Source organism: Paraburkholderia sp. GAS206C (genome assembly GCF_050435645.1).
GTDB lineage: Bacteria > Pseudomonadota > Gammaproteobacteria > Burkholderiales > Burkholderiaceae > Paraburkholderia > Paraburkholderia phenazinium_B.
This window is the reverse complement of record NZ_JBNDKR010000007.1, coordinates 440,582-456,763: the sequence shown is the minus strand read 5'-3', so window position 1 is coordinate 456,763 and position 16,182 is coordinate 440,582. Positions and strand designations below refer to the sequence as shown.

Here is a 16,182-nt window from a genome sequence, read left to right as displayed (position 1 = left end):
AATCGTGAAAGTCTCTGTCCGTGCCCCTGCCGACCCCGGCGTGGCAGCGGCGGCAGGACCCAGGCATCCCCGGAGATACCCGACGCATGGATTCGTCAGCCAACTCGTTGATTAACCCCGACGCCCGTATGGGCCTCGCCGGCGCGCAACCGCCAGGCGGCGCCGCACCCGGCGCCAGCCAGCCCGGCGGCGCCGCGGACCTGGGCGGTGGGGGCCTCGGCGGTAACTTTAGCCAGCGCCTGTCCGGCCTGACACAGATGCGCGGCAATCCGCGTGCACCGCTGATCTTCGCGGTCGCCGTGCTGGTTGCGGTCGTGGTCGGTCTGTGGCTCTGGTCGCGCGCTCCTGACTATAAGGTGCTGTATAGCAACCTGTCGGATCAGGACGGTGGCTCGATCATCACCGCGCTGCAGGCCGCCAACATCCCCTACAAGTTCTCCGACGGCGGTGGCGCGATTCTCGTGCCGTCCGACCAGGTGCATGAAATGCGTCTGCGTCTCGCCTCCCAGGGCCTGCCGAAGAGCGGCTCGGTCGGTTTCGAACTGATGGACAACGAGAAGTTCGGCATCAGCCAGTTTGCCGAGCAGGTCAACTATCAGCGCGCGCTGGAAGGTGAACTCGAACGCACCATCGAATCGGTTTCGAGCGTGAAAACGGCCCGTGTCCATCTGGCTATTCCGAAGCCTTCCGTGTTCGTACGCGACAAGGAAGCGCCCTCGGCCGCGGTGCTGGTGAATCTGTATCCGGGCCGTATGCTCGACGAAGGCCAGGTCAACGCGATCACCCATATGGTGGCCTCGGCGGTGCCCGAAATGCCGCCGCGCGGCGTGACGATCGTCGACCAGGACGGCAACCTGCTGACCCAGCCGCCTTCCGGCGCAGGTCTGGACGCCACCCAGCTCAAATATGTGCAGCAGATCGAACACAACACGCAGCAGCGCATCGACGCGATCCTGGCTCCGTTGTTCGGCGCCGGCAATGCTCACTCGCAGGTGAGCGCCGACGTCAATTTCTCGCAGGTCGAGCAGACCTCGGAAAACTACGGTCCGAACGCCAATCCGCAGCAGGCCGCGATTCGCAGCCAGCAGACCAGTACCGACACGGAAATGTCGCAAGGCGGCGCCTCCGGTGTGCCGGGCGCCTTGTCGAACCAGCCGCCGCAGCCGGCCTCCGCGCCGATCAACGCGCCGAATGGCGCGAGCGGTGTGACCACGACGCCGATCAGCGACCGCAAGGATGCGACCACCAACTACGAACTCGACAAGACCGTGCGCCACGTCCAGCAGGCAATGGGCAACATCAAGCGGCTGTCGGTGGCGGTGGTGGTGAACTACCTGCCGGTGGTGGATGCGAAGGGCCACTCGACCATGCAGCCGCTCACCGCCGACAAGCTCGCCCAGGTCAACCAGCTGGTGAAGGATGCGATGGGCTTCGACGCCCAGCGCGGCGACTCGGTGAACGTGGTCAACAGCGCCTTCGAGACCGAGGTCGACCCGAACGCCAATCTGCCGTGGTGGCGCACGCCGGACATGATCGCGCTGGCCAAGCAGCTCGCGACGTACCTGGGCATCGGCGCTGTCGCCCTGTTCCTCTACTTCGTGATGGTCAAGCCGGCCCTGCGCCGCGCCTTCCCGCCGCCCACGCCGGTTACCGCCGCCTCACTGCCCTCGCCGGACGAGCCGATGCTGCTCGACGGCCTGCCGGCTAGCGAGCGCAGCGGCAGCAAGGCGAACGACGACGACGGCGAATCCGACCTGATGTCGCTCGAGAGCGATAAACACAAATTCGAGCGGAACCTGGAATACGCCCGCAACATTGCGCGCCAGGATCCGAAGATCGTTGCAACCGTCGTTAAGAGCTGGGTGTCCGATGAGCGCTGAAGGCGTAGTGAAAAGCGCGCTCCTCCTGATGTCGATCGGTGAGGAAGAAGCGGCGCAGGTATTCAAGTTTCTGGGGCCGCGCGAGGTCCAGAAGATCGGTGTCGCCATGGCGGCGCTGAAGAACGTGACGCGCGAACAGGTCGACGAAGTGCTGCACGAGTTCGTCCGCGAGGCCGAGCAGCACACCGCGCTGTCGCTCGATTCGAGCGACTACATCCGCTCGGTGCTGACCAAAGCGCTCGGCGACGACAAGGCCGGCGCGATCATCGACCGGATCCTGCAGGGCAGCGATACGAGCGGTATCGAAGGCCTCAAGTGGATGGATTCGTCGGCCGTGGCCGAGCTGATCAAGAACGAGCACCCGCAGATCATCGCGACCATCCTCGTCCACCTCGACCGCGATCAGGCTTCCGAAATCGTCGCCTGCTTCAGCGAACGTCTGCGTAACGACGTGCTGCTGCGGATCGCCACGCTCGACGGCATCCAGCCGGCCGCGCTGCGCGAACTGGACGACGTGCTGACGGGCCTGCTGTCCGGCAGCGACAACCTCAAGCGCAGCCCGATGGGCGGCATTCGCACCGCAGCGGAAATTCTCAACTTCATGTCGAGCAACCACGAAGAAGGCGTGCTCGAAAACGTCCGCCAGTACGACGCGGAACTCGCGCAGAAGATCGTCGATCAGATGTTCGTGTTCGAGAACCTGCTCGACCTGGAAGACCGCGCGATCCAGTTGCTGCTGAAGGAAGTCGAGTCGGAAGCACTGATTATTTCGCTGAAGGGCGCGCCACCTGCGCTGCGCCAGAAGTTCCTCTCGAACATGTCGCAGCGTGCGGCCGAACTGCTCGCCGAAGACCTCGACGCCCGCGGTCCGGTTCGCGTCTCCGAAGTGGAGACGCAGCAACGCCGCATTTTGCAGATCGTGCGCAACCTGGCAGAAAGTGGTCAGATCGCGATAGGCGGCAAGGCGGAAGATGCATATGTCTGATCAGGATCCCGCGCGCAAAGGCAGCCTCTCGGCCTACCAGCGCTGGGAGATGGCCTCGTTCGACCCGGTGCCGCCGGCACCGCCCGAGGAGCCGGCCGACGACAGCGGCGCCTTCGAAGCGGAGCTGCAGCGCCTGCGCGACGCCGCGCACGCCCAGGGCCTCGCCTCCGGTCACGTGGCCGGGCAGGCGCTCGGCTACCAGGCGGGCTACGATCAGGGTCACGCGCAAGGCTTCACGCAGGGGCAAACCGAAGCACGCGAAGAAGCCGCGCGCCTTGCCGCCCTGGCGGAAACCTTCAAGGTCGCACTGGACGGCGCGCAACACGAAATTGCAGAGAACCTGGTGGCGCTCGCGCTGGACATCGCGCAGCAGGTGGTACGCCAGCATGTGCAGCATGATCCGGCCGCACTGATTGCCGTAGCCCGCGAAGTCATCGCAGCGGAGCCGGCCTTGACCGGCGCGCCGCACCTGGTAGTGAGCCCGGCGGACCTGCCGGTGGTCGAAGCGTATCTGATGGAAGAACTACAGGCGCGCGGCTGGTCCGTGCGAACCGATCCGGCCGTGGAACGCGGCGGTTGCCGCGCCCACGCCAGCACCGGCGAAGTGGATGCCGGTATCGACACACGCTGGGAGCGGGTTGCTGCCGCTCTCGGCAAGGCAAGCACATGGTAAAGCCGACCATCGAGGAAATCCGCGCCAGCGATCTGACGCCGCTCGAACAGGAGCTGGCGCTGGCCTCGTTCGGCATGCACGCGCTGCCGCCCGAGCCGATGGAGTTGCCGAGTGCGCAGCCCGCGCCACGGACGGCCGCCCCGCACGATCCTCGCCATGGTCATTCGGCCAGCGCGTTCGCCGCCGCGAGCCGCGATGCCGCGCCGTCTTCAGCGAAAGCCGCCGCTCGCCCGGCACCGAACCCGGCGCTCGCCAACAACCCGCACATGAACGCCTGGCGTGACCATCTCGATGGACTGCGCGCCCGTAACGCGATTGCGCGGCCAATGCGCGCCTGCGGACGCCTGACACGGGCCGCGGGCCTCGTGCTCGAAGCGGTCGGGCTGCGCCTGTCGGTCGGCGCCGAAGTGATGATCGAACTGCCGCTGGGCAGCTCGCGGCCGATGGCGGAAGCCGAAGTCGTGGGCTTCGCCGGCGACAAGCTGTTCCTGATGCCGACCACCGAAGTGATCGGCCTCCTGCCGGGCGCACGCGTCTATCCGCTGGAAAGCGCACCGATCGCCGATCCGATGGCGGGCGCGAAGCGTCTGCCGGTGGGCTGGGAACTGCTCGGCCGCGTACTCGATGCCTCCGGCCGGCCGCTCGACGGGCTCGGTCCGCTCGGCACGAAAATGGATGCCCCACTCTCCGCCCCGACCATCAATCCGCTTAACCGCGAGCCGATTCACAAGGTGCTCGACGTCGGCGTGCGCGCGATCAACGCGCTGCTGACGGTGGGCCGCGGCCAGCGCATGGGCCTGTTCGCCGGGTCCGGTGTCGGTAAATCGGTGCTGCTCGGCACGATGGCGCGCTACACCAGCGCCGAGGTAATCGTGATCGGCCTGATCGGCGAACGCGGCCGCGAAGTGAAGGAATTCATCGAACAGATTCTCGGTGAGGATGGCCTCGCGCGCTCGGTGGTGGTGGCCGCGCCAGCGGACGTCTCGCCGCTTCTGCGGATGCAGGCCGCTGCCTACTCGACCTCGCTCGCCGAATACTTCCGCGATCAGGGCAAGCACGTGCTGCTGCTGATGGACTCGCTGACCCGCTACGCAATGGCCCAGCGCGAGATCGCCCTGGCGGTCGGCGAACCGCCGGCCACCAAGGGCTATCCGCCGTCCGTGTTCGCCAAGCTGCCGGCGCTCGTCGAGCGCACCGGCAATGGCCCGGCAGGCGGCGGATCGATTACGGCGTTCTACACGGTGCTGACCGAAGGCGACGACCAGCAGGACCCGATCGCCGACTCGGCGCGCGCGATTCTGGACGGCCACATCGTGCTGTCGCGTTCGCTGGCCGAGGCCGGGCACTATCCAGCAATCGACATCGAAGCCTCGATCAGCCGCGCGATGACTGCGCTGATCGACGAGCCGCACCTGGAGAAGACGCGGCTCTTCAAACAGATGCTGTCGCGTTACCAGCGTAACCGCGACCTGATCAATGTGGGCGCCTATTCGACGGGGCGCGACCAGTTACTCGATCGCGCGATCGCACTGTATCCGCGTATTGAAGCGTTTTTGCAACAAGGTTTCCGCGAATGTGCGGAATTTGACGCGAGTCTGAAGAGACTCGATGCGCTGTTTGCCCAAGGAGGCTGACGATGGCGAAACACTTTCCGATCAAGACGCTTATTGGCCTCGCCCAGGACGATGTGGACGCCGCCGCGCAGCGCCTTGGCCGAGCCCAACGTGAGGCAAGTGAAGTGCAGGCGCAGCTCGACGCCCTGGTGCGCTACCGCGACGAATACCACTCCCGCTTCACGACGACCGCCCAAAGCGGGATGCCGGCCGGCAACATGCGCAACTTCCAGGCTTTCATCGATACGCTCGACGCCGCCATCGAACAGCAGCGCAAGCTGTTGAACGCAGCGAACGCGCGCGTCGAAGCGGCGAAGCCGGAGTGGCAGCGTCACAAACAGAAGCTAGGCTCTTACGAAGTACTGCAGGCACGCGGCGAAGCAGCGGAAGCGCAGCAAACGGCGCGCCGCGAACAACGCGATGCAGACGAACACGCCGCGCGCATTCTCAGGATGCGCGCCGAGGGTGCATAACCCGCAAGCGAGCACGACAGCTCGACCGGGAGCAGCCGGAACTTGACCGGATTTACCGGATAGACAGGATCAACCATGTCGCCACTTTCATATATCAGTTCGCTATTCGGCTCGTCGAACAGCACGCCGGGCAGTTCGCCGTCGGACTCTGCGAGCGCGCAACTGTTCTCGCAGACCCTGCAACAGAGCATGGAGGCGCAGACCGAAGCCGCGCAGAACGCAAGCGACGCGCAGAACCAGCCGACGCCGACACCCGCGACACCCTATTCACCGCCGACGCCGTCGGACCCGTCGTATTCTGCGAGCACGCAGAGCGCCTCGCAGCCGGACGCCCAGGCACCGGACAGCGCGGATGACAGCAGCGACAGCACGAGCGACGCAAGCAACACCAGCAATAGTTCGAGCAGCGCCAGCAGCACCACTAGCGCCGACGGCTCGAGCAGCACAAGCGGCGCCAGCGGTACAAGCGGCAGTTCCAGTACCAGCAATGCCAACGGTGCGAACGGTGCCAACAGCAGCGGCACGAACTCGGCGAGCTCCTCGAGCAACACGCAGCAGGCGAGCGGCAACGGCAACGCGAAGGGCACGACGGCACAGCAGGACGGCGACGGATCGAACGATGCCGCGAGCACGACGACAGCGTCGTCGGTACTGGCGCAGTTGCAGGCACAGCTTCAGGCCAGCGCCAACGCGAGCGCCGGCGGCACGAACACACAGACAACCGACGACGCCGGCACGACGTTGACGGATGGCACGACCGCGCAGGGCGCGAAAGACAGCGACAAGGCGGACGGCACGCACCACGGCAAGCGCCTGGCCTCGGCAGACGGAAAGACGGCCAACGACGCGCTGCAGGCGGCGCTGGCGGCACTCAACGGCACGCAGGGTGCAGTGCCGGCCCAGGCCACGAACGCCGGCAATGCGGCGACGGGCGCAGCGGGATCGAACGACGACACCGACCTGTCGGTGAGCACCTCGAAGAGCGACAAGAACTCGGCAAGCAACACGCTTCTGGGCGATGCGAAGCTCAAGCAGGGCGACAAGACCGATCCGACTGCGGTCACGACGACGAGCCCGACGGACACAGCGGCCAGGGATGCAGCCGATGCGCTGGCATTGACGGGCATGGCGAACACACAGGACAGCCTGTCGAGTTTGAAGGGCACGGCGGACGCAGCGAACGTGGCGCTGGCCGCGAGCCAGGCTGCGGCGAGCGCATCGACGGCAACGACGGCCACCCAGGGCACGAACCCGGCAACGACCGCGGCGGCCGCGAGCACGTTGGGACCGGAGGTGGGCACGTCGGATTGGGAAGAAGCTTTGGGACAGAAGGTGGTGTTTTTGTCGAACGCACATCAACAGAGTGCTGAGTTGACACTGAACCCGAAGGACCTGGGACCACTTCAGGTGGTGTTGCAGGTTGCCGATAACCATGCACATGCGTTGTTTGTTTCGCAGCATCCGCAGGTACGGGAGGCCGTTGAGGCGGCGTTGCCGAAGTTGCGGGAGGCGATGGAGCAGAACGGTATAGGGTTGGGGAGTGCCTCCGTCACTGATGGGTTTGCCAGGCAGACTGGGCAGCAGGGGCAGTCGTCGGCCAATGGGGCGAGGAATGGCTCTGCCAGTGGGGTTGCCTCCGGCGGGGATGATGACGGAGATTCCACTGCTGTCGCTAATGTTGCCGTTCGGCGGACTGTGGGGCTTGTGGATACGTTTGCTTGATGTTTGGGGTTTGGGTTTGCCTGCGCGGCGCTTTGGTGGTTGTTCTTGCTGCTTTGGCCTTTCCTTGCTGTCTTATCGGTCTATTAGCTTCGCCCCTGTGCGGGGCGGCACTTACTTTCTTTGCCGCCGCAAAGAAAGTAAGCAAAGAAAGCGGGCTTCCAACCGCCAGCTTGTAGGTGTCCACCACTGGCATCAAGCCGGAGTGGTCCGCGCACGAAATGTGCGCTCGCACCACCCCCGTCAGTGACAAGGCATTCATCCACCCCACTCCGCACGACGTGCGTCGCGGATGGGTCTGCCTGGGAAGGCGGGGCACGTATCACGGGTGTTGGTTTTTCGGCCGTGGCGGCGCAGTGCGCCAACCGCTGTGCCCCGCAGACGGAAGTTATGCCCGACGGCGGGCGCGTAGCGCAACGCTGGAGCGGATGAGTGCTGTGTCGCTGACGGGTGTGGTGCGAGAGCGCAATGCGTGCGCGGACCACTCCGGCTTGATGCCAGTGGTGGACACCTACAGGCTAGCGGTTGGAAGCCCGCTTTCTTTGCTTACTTTCTTTGCGGCGGCAAAGAAAGTAAGTGCCGCCCCGCACAGGGGCGAAGCTAATAGACCGATAAGACAGCAAGGAAAGGCCAAAGCAGCAAGAACAACCACCAAAGCGCCGCGCAGGCAAAAAAACACCGCAAAACCACAAACCGAAGGAATACCCCCCAAACCCCCTTCTTTTCGACCCATCGCGCGAAGCGCACCTGAACAACAATTCACCATACCAGCACTGAGGCAAGCAAGCACCCATGGCATCGACGACCGCAAACCAGCAAGGCACTGTTCAGCCGGCCACTCCTGGCCCGATGAAACGCATCATCCTGATCGTGCTGATCGCGCTTATCGCCGCAGGCGCGGCCGCCGGCGGCACATGGTTCTTCATGGCCCATCGGGAAGCCGCCCCCGCTCCAGCTCAAGCCGCCGCAGCGGCACCCGCGGCCCAGGCCGTGCCGGTGTTCTTCCCGCTCGAACCCATGACCGTCAACCTTCAATCGGATGACGGCCAGCAACACTATCTGCGCATCGGTCTCACGCTCAAGCTGAATGACCCCAAGGTCCAGCAACAGCTCACCGACCATATGCCGGAAGTCCGCAGCCGCGTCCTGCTCGCGCTGTCGAACAAACACCCGGACGATCTCGCGCCCCTCGAAGGCAAGCGCGCGCTCGCAACCGAACTCAAGACGCTGATCGAACAGCCGAACGATAAGGGCGCTGCGCCCATCTCGATCGATGACGTGCTGTTCACCGAATTCGTCGTGCAGTGACGCCGCGTAACGCTGCTGCCATCATCAACCGCCAAGGGACGCACGAGGAATAGGAATGGGCCACGAAGAGTTCATGTCCCAGGAGGAGGTCGATGCACTCCTCAAGGGCGTAACCGGCGAGTCCGACTCGGAAGCCGAGCAGTCAGATCGCTCAGGTGTCCGGCCGTACAACATCGCCACGCAGGAACGCATCGTCCGCGGCCGGATGCCCGGCCTCGAAATCATCAACGACCGCTTCGCGCGTCTGTTGCGCGTGGGTATCTTCAACTTCATGCGCCGTACCGCGGAAATTTCCGTCGGCCCGGTGAAGGTGGTGAAGTACAGCGAATTCACCCGCAATCTGCCGATCCCGACCAACCTGAACCTGGTCCACGTGAAGCCGTTGCGCGGCACCTCGCTCTTCGTGTTCGACCCGAATCTGGTGTTCTTCGTGGTCGACAACCTGTTCGGCGGTGACGGGCGCTTCCACACCCGCGTCGAAGGCCGCGATTTCACGGCCACCGAACAGCGCATCATCAGCAAGCTGCTCAACCTCGTGTTCGAGCACTACACGAATTCATGGAAGAGCGTTCGCCAGCTGCAGTTCGAGTTTGTGCGCTCCGAAATGCACACGCAGTTCGCCAACGTCGCGACGCCGAACGAAATCGTCATCGTCACGCAGTTCTCGATCGAGTTCGGCACCACCGGCGGCACGCTGCACATCTGCATGCCGTACTCGATGATCGAGCCGATCCGCGACGTCCTGTCGTCGCCGATCCAGGGTGAAGCTGTCGACGTCGACCGCCGCTGGGTGCGTGTGCTGTCGCAGCAGGTGCAAGCCGCGGAAGTCGAACTGAGTGCCGATCTCGCGCAGATCCCGATCACGTTCGAGCAGATCCTGAACATGCGCAAAGGCGATGTGCTGCCGATCAATATCCCCGAACACATCACCGCGAAGGTGGATGGAGTGCCGGTGATGGAATGCGGCTACGGTATTTTCAATGGTCAATATGCGTTGCGGGTCCAGAAAATGATCAGCGCAGCGGACACGATTAAGGATGGTGGATATGACTGAGCTGAATGCATCGCCGGAGAAGGAATTGCCGGCAAGCGAGGCGCAACTGGCGGGCATGGAAGCCGTCTCCGACGACAATGCGCTCGACGACTGGGCCAGCGCGCTCGCCGAGCAGAACGACAACAGCGCCGTCAACGCGACGACCGCCGGCGTGTTCCAGCCGCTCTCGAAAGTTGAACCGAACACGACGCGCAACGACATCGACATGATCCTGGACATTCCGGTCCAGATGACTGTCGAACTCGGCCGCACCAAGATCGCTATCCGCAACCTGCTGCAACTCGCGCAGGGTTCTGTGGTGGAGCTCGACGGCCTCGCCGGCGAGCCAATGGACGTGCTGGTGAACGGCTGTCTGATCGCGCAGGGTGAAGTCGTGGTCGTCAACGACAAGTTCGGCATCCGCCTGACCGACATCATCACGCCGTCCGAACGCATCCGGAAGCTGAATCGATGAAACGCCTTGCCGGGCGCAGTGCGCGCCCTAGTGGGCGCAACGGTGCGCACCGGCGGTCAGCCAGTCACGCCGGTAACGGCGTCGCGGCACCTGCGGCCGCTCGCGGCTTCGGCGCCGCAGCCACGGCCCTCGCCTTCCTCCTGAGCACGCCGCTTGCGCTCGTTCCGGCGAGCGCCGCTGCGGCAGACATGAATGCGGTCAATCATCCCGCCCAGGTCGCCTCCGGCGTCGGCGCGGGTGCTGCGGTGCCTTCGCTCGGGGTCGGCGCGGTGCTGCAAACCATTCTCGGCCTGCTGGTCGTGATCGGCCTGGTGTTCGCCTGTGCCTGGCTCGCACGCCGCTTCGGCCTGCAACCGGGCAGCCGCGGCGGTCTCGTGAAGACCATCGGCGGCGCCTCGCTGGGCGGCAAGGAGCGCGTCGCGGTCGTCGAGATCGGCGATACATGGCTCGTACTCGGCGCGGCGCCCGGCAATGTGCGCCTGCTGCACACCATGCCGGCCGGCTCGGCTGCCGGTGCAGGTGTGGGTTTGAGCACGGCAGCCTCAGGCGATCCGCTGCAGCCAGACGCTGGCGGCGCACTGCCGGGCACCTTCGGACAACGCTTTCGCGACGCCTTGAAAGGCGAAGTGGGCAAACGTTTCAACCGGCCGAACGGCGGGGATCAGTAAATGCAGTCCAGTCAACAGTCAGCGCGCCGCGAGCACGCAGCCTCGAGCCGCGCATCCGCTCCCAGCCAGCGCAGTTTCCTTTCGACGCTGTTCGCCACGCTGCGGCGCTGCTTCGCGCTCGCGATACCGGTGCTGCCGATCCTGCTGATCGCCATGCCGTCGCTCACCTGCGCGCAGACCGCCGGCCTGCCCGCCTTCAATACCAGCCCGGGGCCGAACGGCGGCACGACCTATTCGCTGAGTGTGCAGACGATGCTGCTGCTCACGATGCTGTCGTTCCTGCCGGCCATGGTGCTGATGATGACGAGCTTCACGCGCATCATCATCGTGCTGTCGCTGCTGCGCCAGGCACTCGGCACCACCACCACGCCGCCTAACCAGGTGTTGGTCGGACTCGCGCTGTTTCTTACGCTGTTCATCATGTCGCCGGTGCTGAACAAGGCCTACACCGACGGCTACAAGCCTTTCTCGGACGGCACGTTGCCGATGGATCAGGCGGTCAACCGCGGCCTCGCGCCGTTCAAGACCTTCATGCTGCGGCAGACACGCGAATCGGATCTGGCGCTATTCGCCCGCATTTCGCATGCACCGCCGATGCAGGGTCCCGAAGACGTGCCGTTGCCCCTGCTCGTGCCGGCGTTCGTGACGAGCGAGCTGAAAACCGGCTTCCAGATCGGCTTCACCATCTTCATTCCGTTCCTCATCATCGACATGGTGGTGGCCAGCGTGCTGATGTCGATGGGGATGATGATGGTGTCGCCCGCGACGATCTCGTTGCCGTTCAAGCTGATGCTGTTCGTGCTGGTCGACGGCTGGCAATTGCTGATCGGCTCGCTCGCGCAGAGCTTCAGCTAACCCGGCGCACCCGCCTAACCCTCACCGCTTCCGGCCTATTCATCATGACACCCGAATCAGTCATGGCACTGGCGCACCAGGCGATGTACGTCGCCGTGCTGCTGGCCGCACCGCTCCTGCTCGTGGCGCTCGTCGTCGGTCTGGTGATCAGCCTGTTCCAGGCCGCCACGCAGATCAACGAAGCGACGCTGTCGTTCATTCCCAAGCTGCTGGCGATCGCCGTCACGCTCGTGATTGCCGGCCCGTGGATGCTGTCGACCATGCTCGACTATCTGCGCCAGATGCTGACCAACATCCCGACGCTCGCCAACTGAGCCTGCTGAGCCCACTGAACATCAGGCGCCCATCATGTTTTCCGTCACCTATGCGCAACTGAACACATGGATGGCCTCGTTTCTGTGGCCGCTCGTGCGCATTCTCGCGTTGGTGGCAACCGCGCCGGTGTTCGGTAACGCAGCGCTCTCGACGCCGGTGAAGATCGGCCTGTCGAGCTTTATCACACTTATCGTCGTGCCGACGCTCGCCCCGCTGCCGCAAGTCACCGTCTTCTCGGCGATGGGCGTGTGGATTATCGTGAACCAGTTCGTGATCGGCGCCGCCCTCGGCCTGACCATGCAGATCGTCTTCACCGCGATTCAGGCGACCGGCGAATTCGTCGGACTCGGCATGGGTCTCGGCTTCGCGACGTTCTTCGATCAGGAGGCGAGCGGCTCGAGCGCGGTGCTCTCGAGTTACATGAACGTCTTCTCGATGCTGGTGTTTCTGGTGCTCGATGGGCACCTGCAGATGATAAGCGCGCTGGTCGTCACCTTCCAGACACTGCCGATCTCAGCTGACCTGCTTGGCTCGGCTGGCTGGCGCACGCTGGCAGGATGGGGCGGGACGATCTTTTCGATGGGGCTGCTGTTGTCGCTGCCGGTGGTCGCTGCACTGCTGATCGCCAACCTCTCGCTTGGCATTCTCAACCGCGCGGCGCCGCAAATCGGCGTGTTCCAGATCGGCTTTCCGCTGACGATGCTGGTCGGCATGCTGCTGCTGCAGTTGATGGTACCCAACATGATCCCGTTCTTCGCGCGGATGTTCGATCTGGGGATTGACCAGATGGGGCGGGTGGCGGCGGGGTTGCGGTAGGCGCGGTAGACCCGTCGCCTAAGCGCCTCCCACCTTTTACCGAATCGAATCCTTCGCCTACCGCTTACTGATTCAGATACTGGAACAACGACATCTGCTGAACCTGCACGAAAGCTTCCTGCGAGGCCTGCAGTGAGTACTGCGTCTGCGTGTACTTGCTGATAGTCGAAGGCATATCGATCGAAGTCAGGTCATCCAGCGAGTTCGTATTCGCCAGCGTCTGGTTCTGGTTTACAGCCTGCATCGCGGTAATCTGCTGCTCGCGGCCACCCACCGTCGCCTGTACCGACGTGACGTTGTTGATCGAGTTCTGCACCTGGCTCATCCCCGTTGCCAGCGTGTTCTGCAATGCCGCCAAAGCCGTCGTCGTATCCGCCGGCGTCTGCAGCGCCGTGATCATGTTCTGGATCGTCGAGAAGATGTTCGTGCCGCCCTGCGCGGCCGGCACCTGCGTAGCCGGCGCCACGTTGAACGTGTCACCGTCCGCGGGCGTGCCGCTGATAACCACACTCTCGCCGCCCGTTCCCAGCGCGATTGCCGAGCCCGACGTGTAAGGCTGTGCCGTACCCGTCGTCGTTCCCGTACTGTTGGTGTCCGTGACCGTATAGGTGGTCACGCCGCCCGTTACCTGGAAAGCGATCGAGTAAGTGTCGCCGTCCGCCGACGTCGGTCCATTGCTCGTGCTGATCGTGCCGAGCACTCCCGTACCGGTGTTCGCGGACGATGCGTAGGCCACCGGTGTCGCCGTTTCCGGCGTCACGCTCAGGAAAACCGATGCACCCGTGTCGCCGGTCGCGATCGACGTCGTCGACGAAATCTGCGCGCTCGACACCCCGTTGTCGCCGTTGTAGACCACTGCGCCCGCTGAATTCTGCGTGAACGGCTGCGTGGACGACTGGAAGCCGCCAAACAGATAGCCGCCCGATGGCGACGTCGTGTTCGAGAGCGTCACCAACTGGTTGTTCAACTGCGTCAGCGTCGCGGCAATCCCGCTGCGATCCGTGTCGTTGAGCGTGCCACCGCCTGCGCTTTCCAACTGCGTATTCACGCTTTGCAGGGCCTGGATGACGCTCGACAACGTGGAGTCCTCCGACTCCAGCGAGGTCTGCGCCGAACTCTGGTTGGTCGAGTACTGCGACAGGGTCGCGCCCTGCATGCTCAACTGCACGGCCTGAGCTGCGCCAAGCGGATTGGACGCCGGCGTGGTAAGCGCCTGGCCGCTCGAGATTTCCGCGTACAGCTGGGACAGCTCGCTCTGCTGATTGTCCATCGCCTGGACGTTCATGCCGAGATATTGGGAAGTAGAGATGCGCATCGTTCAACGCCTCACTGGAAGATGCCGAGAATGGTCTGGAACAGCGTGTCAGCGGTCTGAATGACCTTGCTGTTGGCCTGGTACAGTTGCTGGTACTGCAACAGGTTCGCTGCTTCTTCGTTGATGTTCACACCGGATACCGACTGCTGCGCCGACGTAATCTGCGTCACGAGCGCCGTCTGCGTCGTATTCGAAGCGTTGACCTCATTGGTCGTGTTGCCGATCGTGTTGACGTAGCTCGCGTACGCGTCAGTCAGGGTAGTCGTGCCGCCGTTCAATACCTTTGCCGAAACGATATTCGACATCAGCGTGGCATTGCGGCCGTCGCTTTGCGCACCGACGTTCGACGCGATGGTAAAGGTGTCGCCGTCGCTCGGCGTGCCGCTCAACGTAACCGTGACGCCGTTCATCGAACCGCTGGGTGCCGGCGTGGTCGCGCTATTGATGGTCAGCGTCGCGCCGTCCGCCGGTGTGTACGGCACCACCGTCGAGGTCGACGTAATGTTGACCGTGCTGGGCGGCGTCGTGCCGATGGTCACGACCGAACCCGCCGGAAAGCCGGTCAGGCCGCCCGATGCGGAGCTATAGGTCAGCGTGGTGGTGGAACTGGGCAGCGAATAACCGGCCGCAACCGTTCCTTCCGTAATCGTCGCTGTGCCGGCATTGCTCGAAGTGGCCGTGGCGAGCACCGGCGAGGCCGCGGCAATCGCGGAACCGCTGGTCGTCGCAAGCGCAAAGCTGTCGAGCGCGCCACTGGTCGGCGACACCGAGAACGAATCGCCCGCGTTCATCGTGCCGGTCATCGAGAAGTTCAGGCCGTCGATCGGATTCGCCAGGCTCGAAGCCGTGGCAACGGTCGAACCCGTCGAGTTGTCGGTCAGCGTATAGGTGGAACCGTTATACGAAAGCGTGTAGTTGCCGGTGGTCGGTTGCGTCGCGTCGACAAACGAAACGCTGAGAGACGCGCCGCCCGTGTTGTTCGCATTGGGTGTCGCTTGCGGCGCCGCGACCGAGAACAGTGGCCCCCCGGCCGTGCCGGACAGGTTGAGACCGAGCTCGTTCTGATTGTTGACCTGCGCCGCGAAACTGGTTGCGATCGCACCCAGTTGCGCCTCTGAAGGATCGAGCGTCTGCGTGCGGAACTGGATCAGACCGCCGAGCGTGCCGCCTGCATTCTGCATGGTGGTGTTCGACAGGTACTGGGTGGTCGCGGCCGTGGGCGTCGTACCGGCAGCGCCCAGGTAGGTAATCGAGTCCTCGGATGAATCCGACGGCGAGGGTGCAGTGCCCAGGTTGTAACTGGTCGACCCGGTGACCAGCGCCTGACCGCTCGGCAGGAATATGCTTTCACCGTTGGAATTCGACACCACCTGCACGCCGACGAGCTGCGACAGGTTGGACACCGCCTCATCGCGCTGGTCGAGCAGCTGGTTAGGCGGCTGGCCGCCCGCGCTGGCAGCGGTGATCTCCTGATTGAGCGAAGCGATCTGCGCGGTGTAGGTGTTGATCTGCGACACCGTGGAGGACAACTGGGTGTTGACGCTCTGGCCCAACGCGTCGTACTCCTGACCGGCCTGGTTGATCTCGCTTGCGAGCGTCTGTGCATCGCTGATGGCAGTGCCCCGCGTAGCGGAGCTCGCTGCGCCGTTTGCGACATTCTGCAAACCGGTGAAAAAGCTGGTGATCGCCGTCGAGATACCCGAGGTCGGGCTGCCGATCATGTTGTTCAGCTGCGCGAGCATCGTGTAGTTGGCGGTCAGCGAGCCGCTGCCCGACTGCGCGTTGTTCAGCTGGGTCGTCAGATACTGGCTGTACGCGCGCGTGACCGTCGAGGTGGCCACGCCCTGCGGCAGATAGCCGGAGCCGGTGTATTCGCCGGAGCTTTCCGCATAGACGGGACTTTCGACGTCATAGCCGGGCGTCGTCGAATTGCTGATGTTCTCACTGGTTGTCGTCAACCCCCATTGGGCTGCGTTGAGTCCACTGAGACCGATATTGATTAGGTTGCTGGACATGCGTCATCCTGAAGGGCTGGCAACGCGCCCACCGAGTTG

The 16,182-nt window shown here is 64.1% G+C and carries 15 protein-coding genes; 13 read left to right on the top strand and 2 right to left on the bottom strand.

The features are described from left to right. The first annotated feature begins 86 nt into the window (after nt 1-86). From fliF to fliR, 13 genes are all read left to right on the top strand, one after another. Nucleotides 87-1,880, top strand: a complete 1,794-nt coding sequence (fliF, locus tag P3T20_RS21780; RefSeq protein WP_429287769.1) for a flagellar basal-body MS-ring/collar protein FliF — start codon at nt 87-89, stop codon at nt 1,878-1,880. Next, nucleotides 1,870-2,865 (top strand): flagellar motor switch protein FliG, encoded by a 996-nt coding sequence (gene fliG / locus P3T20_RS21775; RefSeq protein WP_074262837.1) that lies wholly within the window; start codon nt 1,870-1,872, stop codon nt 2,863-2,865. The genes fliF and fliG overlap by 11 nt, the downstream gene beginning before the upstream one ends. Then, entirely contained in the window at nt 2,852-3,538 is a 687-nt protein-coding gene (fliH, locus tag P3T20_RS21770; protein ID WP_429287768.1) for a flagellar assembly protein FliH, read from the top strand. Before fliG ends, fliH begins: the two co-directional genes overlap by 14 nt. Next, nucleotides 3,532-5,172 (top strand): flagellar protein export ATPase FliI, encoded by a 1,641-nt coding sequence (fliI, locus tag P3T20_RS21765; RefSeq protein ID WP_074262839.1) that lies wholly within the window; start codon nt 3,532-3,534, stop codon nt 5,170-5,172. The genes fliH and fliI overlap by 7 nt, the downstream gene beginning before the upstream one ends. 2 nt (nt 5,173-5,174) lie before the next feature. Beyond that, nucleotides 5,175-5,624 (top strand): flagellar export protein FliJ, encoded by a 450-nt coding sequence (fliJ, locus tag P3T20_RS21760; RefSeq protein ID WP_074262840.1) that lies wholly within the window; start codon nt 5,175-5,177, stop codon nt 5,622-5,624. 75 nt (nt 5,625-5,699) lie between these two features. Then, nucleotides 5,700-7,346: a flagellar hook-length control protein FliK gene (locus P3T20_RS21755; protein ID WP_429287767.1), complete on the top strand. Its 1,647-nt coding sequence runs from the start codon at nt 5,700-5,702 to the stop codon at nt 7,344-7,346. A gap of 789 nt (nt 7,347-8,135) precedes the next feature. Beyond that, the gene (gene fliL / locus P3T20_RS21750) at nt 8,136-8,651 is read left to right on the top strand and encodes a flagellar basal body-associated protein FliL (protein ID WP_074262842.1); all 516 of its coding nucleotides are present in this window, start codon (nt 8,136-8,138) and stop codon (nt 8,649-8,651) included. Between the two features lie 55 nt (nt 8,652-8,706). Further along, on the top strand, nt 8,707-9,705 hold the full coding sequence (fliM, locus tag P3T20_RS21745) for a flagellar motor switch protein FliM (RefSeq protein ID WP_074262843.1): 999 nt from the start codon (nt 8,707-8,709) through the stop codon (nt 9,703-9,705). Further along, on the top strand, nt 9,698-10,159 hold the full coding sequence (gene fliN / locus P3T20_RS21740) for a flagellar motor switch protein FliN (RefSeq protein ID WP_074262844.1): 462 nt from the start codon (nt 9,698-9,700) through the stop codon (nt 10,157-10,159). The genes fliM and fliN overlap by 8 nt, the downstream gene beginning before the upstream one ends. Next, nucleotides 10,156-10,827, top strand: coding sequence for a flagellar biosynthetic protein FliO (fliO, locus tag P3T20_RS21735; RefSeq protein WP_429287766.1), 672 nt, complete (start codon nt 10,156-10,158; stop codon nt 10,825-10,827). Before fliN ends, fliO begins: the two co-directional genes overlap by 4 nt. Then, entirely contained in the window at nt 10,828-11,682 is an 855-nt protein-coding gene (fliP, locus tag P3T20_RS21730) for a flagellar type III secretion system pore protein FliP (protein WP_074262845.1), read from the top strand. It begins immediately after the preceding gene. Between the two features lie 44 nt (nt 11,683-11,726). Then, nucleotides 11,727-11,996, top strand: coding sequence for a flagellar biosynthesis protein FliQ (gene fliQ, locus P3T20_RS21725; protein ID WP_074262846.1), 270 nt, complete (start codon nt 11,727-11,729; stop codon nt 11,994-11,996). Nucleotides 11,997-12,030: 34 nt separating this feature from the next. Continuing rightward, on the top strand, nt 12,031-12,813 hold the full coding sequence (gene fliR, locus P3T20_RS21720) for a flagellar biosynthetic protein FliR (protein ID WP_429287765.1): 783 nt from the start codon (nt 12,031-12,033) through the stop codon (nt 12,811-12,813). A 64-nt stretch (nt 12,814-12,877) separates the two neighbouring features. On the opposite strand, the gene flgL is transcribed toward fliR, so the two are convergent. Both flgL and flgK read right to left on the bottom strand, forming a co-directional pair. Beyond that, complete coding sequence (flgL, locus tag P3T20_RS21715) at nt 12,878-14,128, bottom strand: flagellar hook-associated protein FlgL (protein ID WP_074262850.1); 1,251 nt, start codon at nt 14,126-14,128, stop codon at nt 12,878-12,880. An 11-nt stretch (nt 14,129-14,139) separates the two neighbouring features. Then, nucleotides 14,140-16,143, bottom strand: coding sequence for a flagellar hook-associated protein FlgK (gene flgK / locus P3T20_RS21710; protein ID WP_429287764.1), 2,004 nt, complete (start codon nt 16,141-16,143; stop codon nt 14,140-14,142). Nucleotides 16,144-16,182: the final 39 nt, after the last annotated feature.